At 62.9% G+C, this 13,248-nt stretch carries 10 protein-coding genes; 3 read left to right on the top strand and 7 right to left on the bottom strand.

Going from position 1 to position 13,248, the window contains the following annotated elements:
- Positions 1-75: 75 nt before the first annotated feature.
- The 4 genes from ACODTO_RS28955 to speB all read right to left on the bottom strand — a co-directional run bounded on the left by ACODTO_RS28955 (position 76) and on the right by speB (position 4,569).
- Positions 76-1,464: a sodium:solute symporter family protein gene (locus ACODTO_RS28955; RefSeq protein WP_489107439.1), complete on the bottom strand. Its 1,389-nt coding sequence runs from the start codon at positions 1,462-1,464 to the stop codon at positions 76-78.
- 149 nt (positions 1,465-1,613) lie between these two features.
- The gene (locus ACODTO_RS28950) at positions 1,614-3,152 is read right to left on the bottom strand and encodes a purine-cytosine permease family protein (RefSeq protein WP_489107440.1); all 1,539 of its coding nucleotides are present in this window, start codon (positions 3,150-3,152) and stop codon (positions 1,614-1,616) included.
- A 49-nt stretch (positions 3,153-3,201) separates the two neighbouring features.
- Positions 3,202-3,609: a YybH family protein gene (locus ACODTO_RS28945; protein WP_489107438.1), complete on the bottom strand. Its 408-nt coding sequence runs from the start codon at positions 3,607-3,609 to the stop codon at positions 3,202-3,204.
- A 9-nt stretch (positions 3,610-3,618) separates the two neighbouring features.
- Complete coding sequence (speB, locus tag ACODTO_RS28940; protein WP_024779101.1) at positions 3,619-4,569, bottom strand: agmatinase; 951 nt, start codon at positions 4,567-4,569, stop codon at positions 3,619-3,621.
- Positions 4,570-4,902: 333 nt separating this feature from the next.
- On the opposite strand from speB, the gene ACODTO_RS28935 reads away from it, so the two are divergent.
- A complete protein-coding gene (locus ACODTO_RS28935) occupies positions 4,903-5,796 on the top strand; it encodes a LysR family transcriptional regulator (protein WP_139650386.1) in 894 nt (297 codons plus the stop codon).
- Positions 5,797-5,803: 7 nt separating this feature from the next.
- On the top strand, positions 5,804-6,397 hold the full coding sequence (locus ACODTO_RS28930) for a tRNA-uridine aminocarboxypropyltransferase (protein ID WP_489107437.1): 594 nt from the start codon (positions 5,804-5,806) through the stop codon (positions 6,395-6,397).
- Between the two features lie 116 nt (positions 6,398-6,513).
- On the opposite strand, the gene ACODTO_RS28925 is transcribed toward ACODTO_RS28930, so the two are convergent.
- The 3 genes from ACODTO_RS28925 to ACODTO_RS28915 form a co-directional block, all read right to left on the bottom strand.
- Positions 6,514-7,878 carry an HlyD family type I secretion periplasmic adaptor subunit gene (locus tag ACODTO_RS28925; protein ID WP_139650384.1) on the bottom strand — a complete coding sequence of 455 codons (1,365 nt, stop codon included), beginning with the start codon at positions 7,876-7,878 and terminating at the stop codon, positions 6,514-6,516.
- A gap of 91 nt (positions 7,879-7,969) precedes the next feature.
- The gene (locus ACODTO_RS28920) at positions 7,970-10,129 is read right to left on the bottom strand and encodes a type I secretion system permease/ATPase (RefSeq protein ID WP_489107436.1); all 2,160 of its coding nucleotides are present in this window, start codon (positions 10,127-10,129) and stop codon (positions 7,970-7,972) included.
- Positions 10,130-10,148: 19 nt separating this feature from the next.
- Positions 10,149-11,507 (bottom strand): TolC family outer membrane protein, encoded by a 1,359-nt coding sequence (locus ACODTO_RS28915; RefSeq protein ID WP_139650382.1) that lies wholly within the window; start codon positions 11,505-11,507, stop codon positions 10,149-10,151.
- Between the two features lie 453 nt (positions 11,508-11,960).
- On the opposite strand from ACODTO_RS28915, the gene ACODTO_RS28910 reads away from it, so the two are divergent.
- Positions 11,961-13,248, top strand: a 1,288-nt coding sequence (locus ACODTO_RS28910; RefSeq protein ID WP_489107435.1) for a retention module-containing protein, incomplete at its 3' end; no start/stop codon positions are given.

Here is a 13,248-nt window from a genome sequence, read left to right as displayed (position 1 = left end):
TGTATCAGCAGCATGAATATTCGCTGATACGCTGCCATCGCGAGCAGGCTCGCTCCCACAGTCGTTTACCGACTATCAAACCATCTTCGCCACCACGTTCGGGCGTGGCGACAACAGACTGAGCACCACAAAGCTCACCAGCGCCACACCCAGGCTGTAATAGATCGGCGTGTTGGCGTCCAGGCCATCCTTGAGCATGAAGAACAGCGCCGTCAGAAAGCCCAGAGACATGCTGGTGATCGCCCCCGCCGTGGTGGCGCGTTTCCAGTAGATGGCGCCGATCAGCGGAATCAGCATGCCGCCCACCAACAGGTTGTAGGCCAGGGTCAGGGCGCTGATCACGTCGCTGACCACCAGGGCGATGCCCAACACCACCACGCCCATCAACAGGGTCGCGATGCGGTTTTCATGGGCGTCGCCGCTGGTGTTTTCCCGACCTTGGCGCAGACGGGGCAGCAGATCCTGGACCACGGTGGTCGAGGCCGCGAGCAGGCCCGCCGCGGCGGTGGACATCAGCGCCGCCAGGGCGGCGGCGACCACCAGCCCGCGAATGCCGCTGGGCAGGCTGGTCTGGACCACGCTGGCGAAGGCGTTGTTGACGTTGGCAAGGTCCGGTAGCAACACCTTGGCCGCCATGCCGATCAGCGCCCCGGCCAGGCCGTACAGCACGCAATACAAACCGGCAGCAGTGCCGGCCACTTTGGCCACGCCTTCGCTGCGGGCAGTGAACACCCGCTGCCAGATATCCTGGCCGATGAAGATGCCGAAGAAGTAGATCAGGAAGTAAGTGATGATGGTGTCCCAGCCGATCGCGGTGAAATCGAAGTAGCTGGCCGGCAGTTTTGCCACCATCGCATCCCAGCCGCCGGCGTCCATGATGGACATCGGCATCAGCAGGAACACCAGGCCGACGGTCATGATCAGGAACTGCACGATGTCGGTGAGGGTCAGCGACCACATGCCGCCGATGGTGGAATACAGCACCACCACGCCGCCGCCCACCAGGATGGAAGCCCAGAAGGGCAGGCCGAATAGCACCTGCATGACGGTGCCAATGGCGATGGTCGAGGTGGCACCGATCATCAGTGCGTAAACCAGCATGATCAGCGCACTGGCGTGGCGTGCGGCCGGGTTGTAGCGGCGCTCCAATACCTGGGTGACGGTGTAGATCTTCAGCTTGAGCAACGGCTTGGCCAGGAACAGGCTCAGGCCGACGATCCCCAGGCCGATGGCGCCGCACAGCCAGAACCCGGAAATCCCATGGACATAGCCCAGGCGCACGGTGCCAATGGTGGACGCACCGCCCAGTACGGTGGCGGCCATGGTGCCCAGGTAGAAGCCCGGGCCGAGGTTGCGCCCGGCGACCAGGTAGTCGTCACGGGTTTTGGCGCGGCGCATGCCGTACCAGCCGAGGGCGATCATGCCGGTGGCGTAGATGAGAACGACGATTAAATCCAAAGCCATGATGGCGTGTCTCCGATTGTCTTTTTTATAGTGAAGTCGGGGCGTGTGCTGCCTTTGTGGCGAGGGGATTCAGCGAAACGTCGCACCGCCCAGCAGGGCTGCGCAGCAGCCCCAAACACTCAGCTCAATTTGTCTGGCACACCGAGCAATCAGGGGTTGGGACCGCTGCGCGCTCCAGCGGGGATAAATCCCCTCGCCACAGGGTCAGCGCTCGGCTGGCTCTTGTTACGCGGATCATCCGGCCCATACACCGCCTTCGGTTCCGGGAACATCCCGAGCAACACCAGGTACACCACCGAAGCCAGGCCCAGCGTCACCGGCAGGCTGATGTCGATGCCGCCGGCCAGTTCGCCCAGCGGGCCGACGAACTGCCCCGGCAGGTTGACGAAGCACAGCCCGACCAGCGCGCTGGGGATCCAGGCCCCCAGGCCACGCCAGTTCCAGCCGTGGCTGAACCAGTAGCGACCGCCGGTTTCGCCCCGGGTGAACACTTGCAGGTCATCCGGGCAGTAGAAGCCGCGTCGCACCAGCAGGCCGATGATCATGATCACCATCCACGGGGTGGTGCAGGTGATGATCAGCACGGCGAAGGTCGACACGCTCTGCACCAGGTTCGCCGCGAAGCGCCCGATGAAGATGAAGGCAATCGACAGCACGCCAATCAACAGCGTCGCCTTGACCCGCGACAGCACCCGGGGAAATACGCTGGACATGTCCAACCCGGTGCCATACAGCGACGTGGTGCCGGTGGACATGCCGCCGATCACCGCAATCAAGCACACCGGCAGGAAGAACCACGTCGGCGACACAGCCAGTAGCCCGCCCACGTAGTTATTCGCCGCGATGTAGTCCGGCGCCTTGATCGCCACGATGGTGGCGGTGGCGAGGCCGAACAGGAACGGAATCAGCGTCGCCAGTTGCGCGGCGATCACCGCCGCCATGATGCGACGCTTGGGGGTATGGCGCGGGATGTAGCGCGACCAGTCGCCAAGGAACGCGCCGAAGGAGATCGGGTTGCTCATGGCCACCAGCGCCGCGCCGATGAAGGCTGCCCAGAAACCCGGCTGGCCGAGACCGACGGTGCCGGCGAACTGGCTGTCGAAGGCCGGTGCGAAGGCGAAGATGCCCAGCAGGAACAGCAGGCTGGCAGCCCACACGGCGATGCGGTTGACCCACAGCATGAAGCGGAAGCCATAGATGCACACCGTCAGCACCAGCAGGGCGAACAGTCCGTAGGCGATGCCCAGGCTCAAGTCGGTTTCTGGCACGCCGATCAACCGCTTGGCGCCACCGATCAGCGCGTCCCCCGAACTCCAGACGGACAGCGAGAAGAACGCGATGGCCGTCAGCAGCGACAGGAACGAACCGACGATCCGCCCATGTACGCCGAAGTGCGCGCCGGAAGACACGGCGTTGTTGGTCCCGTTGAGCGGACCGAATAGGCCCATGGGGGCGAGGATGATCGAACCCACCAGCACGCCCAGCACGATCGCCCAGGCCCCTGCCTGGAACGACAGGCCGAACAGCACCGGGAAACTGCCGAGCACGGCGGTGGCGAAGGTATTGGCGCCGCCGAAGATCAGGCGAAACAGATCCCCCGGGCCGGCGGTTCGTTCGTGGTCCGGAATCTGTTCGACTCCGTTGGTTTCGATTTGCGTAAGGCTGTTGTCGTTATTGTTATGCATGATCTGCTCCGATCATAAAGGCGCGCCCGTCGTGTGCGGGCGTCACCTGTTGCTAAGGGATTGGCAGCCCTTCCGGCATTGCGGACAAATGTTCGTGACAGGCCAGCCATAGGCCTTGTTGTTCTTGGCGAAACACAATGGTCTCGCGCTCCTGGCTAAAGTGTCGCTCCCCTAGCATGCGCAGCTCGGTGGCCACGTCATGGATAAAAACCGCCACGTCTCCTTGCAGGCTGACGAAGGCGTTGGTCGAGGTGCACGAGAGCACCTCGAAACCGTCCTCGGACCGCCAGCGGTCCCACAACACCTGGTAGGCGTCGCGAGACAGCAGGGGCTGTTCGAGGGTGTGGAACACGAAGCTTGCATCAACGGTGAACGCGCCGAAGTAGGCGTCACGATCGTTGCGAGCGAAGGCCGACACCAGCTCCGCGGCGGCCCTGAGTACTTGATCTCGTTCGTTCATGACGACACCTCAGCGATGGGCCACGCCGGGCAGTACGCAGAGCATCTCGTACAGCAGGTTGGCGCCCAGCAGCGAGGTGTTGCCGGTGGTGTCGTACGGTGGCGAGACTTCCACCAGATCGCAACCGACCAGGTCGAGGCCCTGGCAGCCGCGCACGATTTCGATGGCCTGGATGGTGGTCAGGCCGCCGATTTCCGGGGTGCCGGTGCCGGGGGCCCAGGCCGGGTCGATGCCGTCGATGTCGAAGCTCAGGTACACCGGGCCGCCGCCGACTTTCTCGCGCACTTCGGCCATCAGCGGTGCCAGGGAATGGTGCCAGCACTCTTCGGCCTGAACCACACGAAAGCCCTGGCGGCGGCTCCAGTTGAAGTCATCGGCGGTGTAGCCCTGGGCCCGCAGGCCGATCTGCACCACGCGGTCGCAATCGAGCAAGCCTTCTTCGACGGCGCGGCGGAAGGTGGTGCCATGGGCGATTTTCTCGCCGAACATGTGGTCGTTCACATCGGCATGGGCGTCGATGTGCACCAGGCCGACCTTGCCGTGCTTCTTGTGGATGGCCCGCAGGATCGGCAGGGTGATGGTGTGATCGCCGCCCAGGGTCAGCGGGATGACATTGTGTTCGAGGATCTTGTGGTACGACTCCTCGATGATCCGCACGGCGTCCAGCAGGTTGAAGGTGTTGATCGCCACATCGCCGATGTCGGCGACCGACAGCGAGTCGAACGGTGCGGCACCGGTGGCCATGTTGTAGGGGCGGATCATCACGGATTCGGCGCGGATCTCCCGGGGCCCGAAGCGGGTGCCGGCGCGCAGGGAGGTGCCGATGTCCAGCGGTACGCCGACGAACGCAGCGTCCAGCCCGGCGGCAGTAGGTACATGGGGAAGTCGCATCATGGTGGCGATGCCGCCGAAGCGCGGCATTTCGTTGCCGCCCAGTGGTTGGTGAAGAATCTTGTCCACGGGTAGGGCCTCATCGTTTGTTTTAGTTATCAGGGGCCGATTCTGCGAAAAGCCGTGGCCGCGAAGAATCGCTGGGGGCAAATACTTAGTTCAGATTTTTCTAAACTAATGCGGAGCGGGGCGATAGACTCCAGTCCAGCAAAGGCTGGCCCTGATGGATACCCTGTGGCGAGGGGATTTATCCCCGCTGGGGCGCGAAGCGGCCCTAAAAAGAGTCAACTCAATTTGCCCGTTACACCGAGGCGTCAGGATTTAGGGCCGCTTCGCAGCCCTGCGGGGATAAATCCCCTCGCCACAAGGTTTTGCAGTGAACGCCGGTATGGAGAACCCCCAATGACCAACGCTCTACCCGACCTGAAACTGCTGCGCATTTTCGTCAGCGTGGTCCGGCACCAGGGATTCGCCAATGCCCAGCACGAACTCAATCTCTCTACATCGGCCATCAGCACTTACATGAGCCAGCTTGAGTCGGCTTTGGGCCTGGTGCTGTGTCATCGCGGTCGGGGCGGGTTCAGCCTGACAAGCAAGGGTGAGTTGTTTCATCAGGAAACCCTGCGCCTGTTGGGCGAGCTCGAAGGTTTCGAGCAGTACGCCGCAGCCTTGAAGGGTGAATTGCGCGGCACGTTGAACCTGGGGGTGATCGATTCCACCGTCAGCGACAAGGCCCTGCCGTTCGCCGAAGTCATTGGCGCCTACAGCCTTGAGCACCCGGCGGTGCACCTGCACTTGTCGGTCATGAGCCCTTACGAACTGCAACTCGGCGTGCAGGACAACCGCCTGGACCTGGCCATCGGTGCGTTTTCCACGCGCATGAGCGGGTTGGTCTATATGCCGCTGTACCGCGAGCAACATTGGTTGTACTGCAGTAATCGCCACCCGCTGTTCAATGAACGGCGTATCCCTGAACAGCTCATCACCCAGCAGCGCATGGTCGGGCGCGGTTATTGGAGCCAGGCCGAGCTGGCCCGCCACGGCTTCAAGCACAGCGCCGCGACGGTGGAGAGTATGGAGGCGCAACTGATCCTGGTCTTGTCTGGCGCCTACGTCGGTTATTTACCCGAGCATTACGCCCAGGCCTGGGTCGACAAGGGCGACTTACGGGTGCTGCTGCCGGCCACGTTCGGTTATCAGGCGCCGTTTTCGATGATCATGCGCCGGGGCCGCAGCCGCGAGCCGCTGATCCAGACTTTCCGCGATCTGCTTAAAGCGCAGCTCCACCAGGCCTGAGGTGACGATGTCCAGAATCCACTGCCCGCGCTGCCACAGGCCGCAAAGCCATTGCCTGTGTCCGCTGATCCCCAGTCTCGACAGCCGCACCCGGGTCCTGTTGCTGCAACATCCCAGCGAAGTGAACCACGCCTTGAACACCGCCCGGCTGGCGGCCCTGGGGCTCAACAATGCCGAGTTGATCGTGGGCGAAGTGTTCGAGCATCTGCCTGCGTTGCTCAATCGACCGGGTTATCGGGCCTGCCTGCTGTTTCCCGGCGAGGAGGCGCAGCCGATGCAGGCCTATGGGCCGTCCGATGATCCGCTGCTATTGGTCGTGCCGGACGGCACCTGGCGCAAGGCGCGCAAGTTGCTGCACCTCAATCCTTTGCTGGCGGCGTTGCCGCGGGTGACGCTGGCCGACGGCGGCGTGTCCCGTTACCGCCTGCGCAAGGCTCCAGGGCCTGGGGCGTTGTCGACGGTGGAGGCGATTGTCCAGGCGTTGCAGGTACTGGAAGCGCCGATGAGTTTCGAGCCGTTGCTCAGACCGTTCGAGGCGTTGATCGAGGGACAGATCGCGGCGATGGGGGAGGAGACTTACCAGCGTAATCACACCCACTGATGATCGTTCCCACGCTCCGCGTGGGAATGCCGCCAGGGACGCTCAGCGTCCTCCCAAGCGTGACGCAGAGCGTCACAGGATGCGTGCCCACGCAGAGCGTGGGAACGATCAGGCGATTACCGCTCGCGCATCGCCTCGGTCCGCGCCTTCAACACTGGCTTGAGCAGGTAATCCAGCACACTTTTCTCCCCGGTAATAATGTCCACCGTCGCCACCATCCCCGGAATGATCAGCAGCGGTTTGGTGTCGCCACCTAAATGGTTCTTATCGGTGCGCACCTGGATCAGGTAGAAGCTGTTGCCCTTGTCGTCGGTGATGGTGTCGGCGCCGATCAGTTCGAGCCGGGCGCTGAGTCCGCCGTAGATCGTGTAGTCGTAGGCGCTGAACTTGACCATGGCTTTCTGGCCCGGATTCAGGAAGGCAACGTCCTGCGGGCGGACCTTGGCTTCGATCAGCAGGTTGTCTTCCATGGGCACGATTTCCACCATGTCGCTGCCCGGCTGCACCACGCCGCCGATGGTGTTGACCTTGAGCTGCTTGATCACCCCATGCACCGGTGAGACCACGGTGGTGCGGGTCACGCGGTCGTCGATGGCGATGCTCGACGCGGTGATCTTCGACAGGTCCGTGCGTTTCTCGTTGAGCTCCTTGGCCGCGTCGGAGCGGAACGTCTGTTCCGATTCGTCGATCTTGCTCTTGATTTCGTTGATTGCCGATTCCGCCCGCGGAATCGCCAGGGTGGTGGCGTTGAGCGAGCCGCGGATCTCCACCGCGCTGCGCTTGAGCCGCAGGATTTCCACCGGTGATACCGCCCCGGTGCTCACCAGCGGCGCGGACATGTTCATTTCCTCTTGCAGCAGGGCCAGGCTGGAACTGAACTGGCCTTGCTTGGAGCGAAACTCCGCCAGCTCCTGGGTCTTCTGCCGCAGTTGTTCGGTCAGGGTCCGCTGTTCGCTGGCCAGGCGCCGTTGCCGTTGCTCATACAGCGAGCGCTCGTCCTCGGCCACTTGCGGAGCGTTGGCGGTCACCTCGGCCGATACCTGGAACGGCCGCCCCTCGGCTTCCGCCGACAGGCGCTGGACCTGGGCCATCAAGGCATAGCGGTCGGCCTCGCTCTCGCCCTTGTTCGACCGATACCGCGTATCGTCCAGGCGCAGCAGGGTGTCGCCCTTGTTCACCATCTGGCCTTCGCGGACAAAAATCTCGGTGACGATGCCGCCCTCCAGGTTCTGGATCACCTGGACCTTGCTCGAGGGGATCGCCTTGCCCTCGCCGGTGGTCACTTCCTGCAGAATCGCCAGTTTCGCCCAGACCAGTGCGGTGACGATCAGCCCGGCGGCCAGCCATACGGTGACGCGGGATCGGCGGGGTGAATCCTGCAGCGCCGCACCGGCGGTTTCCGGCATGAACTCGCTTTCGGCACTTTTGCTGAAACTGCCGAAGTAGCTTCGGGCGGCTTGATCGGATGTTTGGGCAGACATGGGGATACCCGTCGGTTAAGTGAAGTAATGCTGGGCACGGCTTTTGTGGCGAGGGGATAAAAACCCACGCCACAGGGGCCCGTGGTGCTTGCTATGCCGTACCCGAACCCACCCGCCCCTTGCGCAGCGCCTCAATCACCACTTCTTTAGGCCCGTCCGCGACGATCCGGCCGTTGTCCAGCACCACCAGGCGATCCACCAGGCTCAGCATCGAGGTGCGATGGGTGACCAGCAGCAAGGTCTTGCCCTGGATGTGGGTGTGGAGTTTTTGTCGCAAGGCGTCTTCGCTGCTGTTGTCCATGGCGCTGGTGGGTTCGTCCAACAGCAGGATCGGTGGATCGAGCAGCAGGGCTCGGGCCAGCAGCACAGCCTGGCGCTGGCCGCCGGAGAGCAGTTGGCCGCGTTCTCCCACCGGGCGGTCGAAGCCCTGGGGATGTTGGCGGGCCAGTTCGCTGACGCCGGTCAGTTCCGCCACCTCGAGCATGCGGGCATCGCTGATGTAGCGGGCGCCGAGGGTCAGGTTATCGCGCAGGCTGCCAGCCAGCAGCGGCAGGTCATGGGCAACATAGCCGATCTGTTGGCGCAGGTCGGCAATGTCCAGTTGCCGCAGGTCCAGACCGTCGAGCAGCAACTGGCCCTCCTGCGGTTCATAGAATCCCATCACCAGACGCGCCAGGGTGCTCTTGCCCGAGCCGCTGCGACCGATGATCCCGACCCGTTCGCCGGCCTTGAGATGGAAACTCGCGCTCGACAGCGCCGGTGTGCTCTGGTCGTTGTAGTGGAACGTCACGCCTTGGACGTCCAGCGCACCTTGCAATTGGGTGCGGTCCAGGGGCCGCTGCTTGGCATCGCGTTCCTGGGGCAATGCCATCAGGGCGTCGGTGCTGCGCATGGTGAGTTGGGCCTGCTGGTAACGGGTGATCAACCCGGCGATCTGCCCCAGTGGCGCCATGACCCGGCTGCCCAGCATATAGGACGCCACCAGCGCACCGACACTGAGGTTGCCGGCGATGATGCTGTAGACCCCGGCGACGATGGTGGTCATGCCGGCCAGTTGTTGCAGGAACAGGGTGCCGTTGGTCGCAAGCGCCGAGAGGCTGCGTGCGTGGCTGTCCAGGCGGGTGAGGGCGCCATGGGTGCTTTCCCATTGGTGCTGGCGCTCGCTTTCCGCGCTGCAGGCCTTGAGGGTTTCCAGGCCGCCGAGGGTTTCGATCAGCAAGGCCTGGCGCTGGGCCCCCAGAGCCAGGCTTTTTTGTACGGTGTCGCGCAGGCGCACCTGGATGATCATCGCGAAGATCACCGTGATCGGGAACGCCACCACCGGAATGACCACCAGCCAGCCCCCCAGCAAGCCGATCACCAGCAGCATCAGCATGGCAAAGGGCAGGTCGATCAGGCTGGTGAGGGTCACGGCGGTGAGGAATTCCCGCAGGCCCTGGAAGTCATGGATGCTCTGGGCGAACCCGCCGATGGTCACCGGCCGGGCCTTCATCGCCATGCCGGTGATGCGTTCGAACAGGGTGGCGGAGAGAATCACGTCGGTTTTCTTGCCGGCGCTGTCCAGCAGGTGGGCGCGCACCACCCGCAGCACCAGTTCGAAGCCGGTGCCGATCAACAGTCCCACGGCCAACACCCACAGGGTCGATGTGGCCTGGTTCGGCACCACGCGATCGTAGGTCTGCATGACGAACAACGGCACCATCAGCCCCAGCAGGTTGATGAGCAGACTCGCCAGGATCGCATCGCTGTACAGCCAGCGGGACAGTTTCAAGGTGTCGCGAAACCACGCTTCGACCCGTGGTACCAGGGGCGAACGCAGGTCTTCAAGTTCATGGCGTGGCCGGGCGAATAGCGCCTGGCCACTGTAGTCGGCGATCAGTTCATCGCGGCCGACCCACTGCTCGCCGCCGTCGGCTTCGCAGGGCAGGATCAGTGCCCGGCCGTCCTCGTGCCAGCGTCGCAAGACCGCGCAACGACCGCCCGCCAGGATCAGCATCACCGGCAGATTGAGCGGTGAAATCTCGGTCAGGCCACGGCGTAGCAGCCGCGCCTGCAAACCGGCCCGGGCCGCTGCACGAGGCAGCAGGTCCAGGCTCAGCCGTTGGTGCGCCATTGGGAGCCCGGCGCTCAGGCTGGCGCGGCTGACCGTCGCGCCATGGAGTTTGCAGAGGATCAACAGACCATCCAGCAGAGGGTCATCGAAGCTCAGGCGCGGGTCGGCGCCGGGGATAGCGGGTTCCATGCTGGTCACATCGATCGCTCCCAGTGGGCTACTTCAATTCGGGCAGCCGTGCTTCGCTTTTGACTTCGGTCTGGGCGATGGCGTCGGCCGGCAGCACGATCCGTTGTTTGCTCAACAACAGGCCCATGTTCGCCAGCACCCGGTACATCGAGTATTCCTCGGTGTAGCGCACTTCGGTGTAGCGACGGTTGGCGTTGTACAGCTCGTTTTCGCTGTCGAGCAAGTCGAGCAGGGTCCGCTGGCCGAGGCCGAACTGATCCTGGTAGGCGGCGCGCACCCGTGCGGTGGTGTCGGCGTATTCCCGGGCGGTGGGGGTCTGTTTGCGAGCGTTGAGCATCGCGTTCCAGGCCAGACGCGTATCTTCGTTGAGCTGGCGCAGGGCGTTGTTGCGAATGTCCATGGCCTGGTCGATCTGGTGCGCGTTGGACGCCAGCCGTGCCTTGTCGCTACCGCCGCGGAACAGGTTGTAGTTCATCACCACACCGACCCGCCAATTGTTGTCATGACCTTCTTCGCCACCGATGTTGTTATTGGCGCCCACCGCGGCCTCGGCGTCGAAGCGCGGGTAGAACGGCGACTTGGCCACTTCATACTGGCTCTCGGCGGACTGCACGTCGGCCTGGGCCGATTTCAGGTACGGGTGGTTGTCCACCATGCTCTGCTGGGCTTCGCGCAGGTCGGCGGGCATTTCCCCTTTGGTCGACGGCGGTGTTTCCAGCTCATCGGGCATGCGTCCGACCACGCTGTAGAAGTTCGCCTCGGCGTCGGCCAGGTCGACCTGGGCGGTGTCGTAGTTGTTTTCCGCCAGTGCCCGACGGGCATTGGACTGGTCTGAGTCGGCCGTGCTGCCCACCCCGCGCTGGGTGCGCAGGCCGATCTGGTCGTTGACACGCAGGTGCGCCTGCAGGTTGTTCTTGGCCAGGGTCACCAGTTCCCGCCGCTTGAGCACTTCGAGGTAGACCTCGATGGTGCGCAGGGCCAGGTCCTGGGCGGTGCCTTGTGCGTAATAGGCCCGGGAATTGACCACGCCCTTGGTGCGCTCCACCTCATTGCTGGTATTGAACCCGTCAAAGAGCATCTGCCGCAGGCGCAGCTCCGACTGGGTGTAGTTCAGGGTGTTGGTGTTGTGATTACCCTGTGCACGGGTGTTGGGGTTGTCGCTATAGCCACGGCCGTAGCCGGCATTCAAATCCACCGATGGAAAGAAGCCCCCTCTAGCGACCTTGACGTCTTCATTGGCCGACAGACGGCTGTCTACCCGTTGCGCTAATTCCGGGTGAGTCGCGATGGTGCTCTGGATCGCTTCGGTCAGCGACATGGCCTGCGCAGCAGAAGAGCAGGCCATGGCCAGCAAAACGGCGCTGCAAAGAGGGGATAAAACGCGCATGGGGTACATCTCCTGGGGGTTGTTGTGCTTCTGTGTCGCCAGAATATTGACGTATTTAAGATCAAAACCGTTTCAACCTTGTAACAACACAGCTAAGAACATCCTGAGAGAAACCTAAGAAGAATTTTTCATAATGCTTATGCCGAAAAAAACTTATGTGCCCGAAAAAAAGCGGCACATTGTTCAGGGAGAAACGCTTTGAAAATGCGGGCTCTGACGGCTTTTAGACGTCAAATAAAAGTTCCATCGCAATTGTGAAACAACATGAAGAGGTGCCGACCGGGCTGAGTGCGAAGGCGTTTTAAGCGACGTTTTTTTGTCACTATGGCAAATAGCTAGCGCTTCTGGAGCCAGCCAAAGCTGGCAGATTTTCCAGATTTCTTGGCCGCCCCCGAGCACGAATTTCTTCACCTAAAACAGGTGCCGACTGCGGTTGGCAACGGAGGAATGCACATGGCAGCGCTCATCGGTACCGTCAGCAAGATTGTGGGGCAGGTTTTCGCAGAAACGATCGCAGGCCAGCGGCGACCGCTGGTCGAAGGGGATCGACTGTATGCCGGTGAGCACCTGATCACCGGTGCCGAAGGGGCGGTGGCCGTACACCTTGCCAACGGCCAGGACCTGACCTTGGGCCGTGAAAGCAACCTGACACTCTCCACGCAGTTGCTCGCCCACCAGGCTCCCCATGTCGATGCACCTGAAGAGTTAACCCCGACCACCGGGCAACTGACCGATGTGCAGAAACTGCAGCAAGCCATCGCCGCCGGTGCCGACCCGACCCAGACCGGTGAAGCCACGGCTGCTGGCCCCGGTGCCGGTAATGCACCCGGCGCCTTGGGTGGAGGGCACAGCTTCGTCCTGCTGGAGGAGGTGGGCGGCACCGTTGCACCGCAGATCGGCTTCCCTACGGCCGGGTTCAATGGGATTCCCGAGTTTCCGCTGGTACGTCTGGCTGGCGATGGGAATGACAATGGCGACAATCAAACCGTGCCCCCCGTGACCCCTGAACCACCGGACAATCCCGTGACCCTCGACGGCCTGAACGTGGAAGGTGGCGAGCTGACCGCCAACGAGGCCAACCTGCCCGACGGCTCGGCCAGCAATCCGGGTGCATTGGTACAAAGTGGCACTTTTACCGTCAACGCACCGGACGGGCTGAGCAGCCTGAGCATCGGCGGCATCAGCGTGATCAACGGCGGCGTTCCCGCAGGGTTTCCTCAGGCTATCACCACGGCACTGGGCAATACCTTGACCATCACCGGGTACAACCCCACCACCGGAGTGGTCAGCTACACCTACACTCTGCTCGACAATGAAATCCATCCTGCCGGCGACGGTGCCAATACCCTCACCGAACAGTTCCCGGTCGTGGCCGTGGACACCGACGGCGACAGCGTCACCGGCACCCTGGACGTCAACATCACCGACGACGTGCCCCAGGCGATCGACGACAACAACGCCAACACCGCATCGGAAACCTTGGTCACCCTCACCGGCAGCGTATTGCCCAACGACCACCAGGGCGCCGACCGCATTCCCACCGGTCCCGACAGCGGGCCGATCATCGGCGGGACGTTCACTGGCACTTACGGCACCCTGGTGCTCAACCCCAACGGTACATACACCTACACCCTGGACACCAGCGACCCGCAATTCGTGGCGCTGCACGGCGGGGGAAGCGGTACCGAAACCTTCACCTACACCCTGACCGATGCGGATGGCGATACCAGCACTGCGAACC

It is taken from the genome of Pseudomonas sp. FG13, from assembly GCF_057809755.1.
The sequence above is the reverse complement of the archived record's forward strand: the minus strand, read 5'-3'. Positions and strand labels throughout refer to the sequence as shown.

Excerpts from the sequence above, each read along its gene's own strand:
- ACODTO_RS28955 (WP_489107439.1), bottom strand. The coding sequence starts at position 1,464 with ATGGCTTTGGATTTAATCGTCGTTCTCATCTACGCCACCGGCATGATC.
- ACODTO_RS28945 (WP_489107438.1), bottom strand. The coding sequence starts at position 3,609 with ATGAACGAACGAGATCAAGTACTCAGGGCCGCCGCGGAGCTGGTGTCG.
- ACODTO_RS28935 (WP_139650386.1), top strand. The coding sequence starts at position 4,903 with ATGACCAACGCTCTACCCGACCTGAAACTGCTGCGCATTTTCGTCAGC.
- ACODTO_RS28930 (WP_489107437.1), top strand. The coding sequence starts at position 5,804 with ATGTCCAGAATCCACTGCCCGCGCTGCCACAGGCCGCAAAGCCATTGC.
- ACODTO_RS28925 (WP_139650384.1), bottom strand. The coding sequence starts at position 7,878 with ATGTCTGCCCAAACATCCGATCAAGCCGCCCGAAGCTACTTCGGCAGT.
- ACODTO_RS28915 (WP_139650382.1), bottom strand. The coding sequence starts at position 11,507 with ATGCGCGTTTTATCCCCTCTTTGCAGCGCCGTTTTGCTGGCCATGGCC.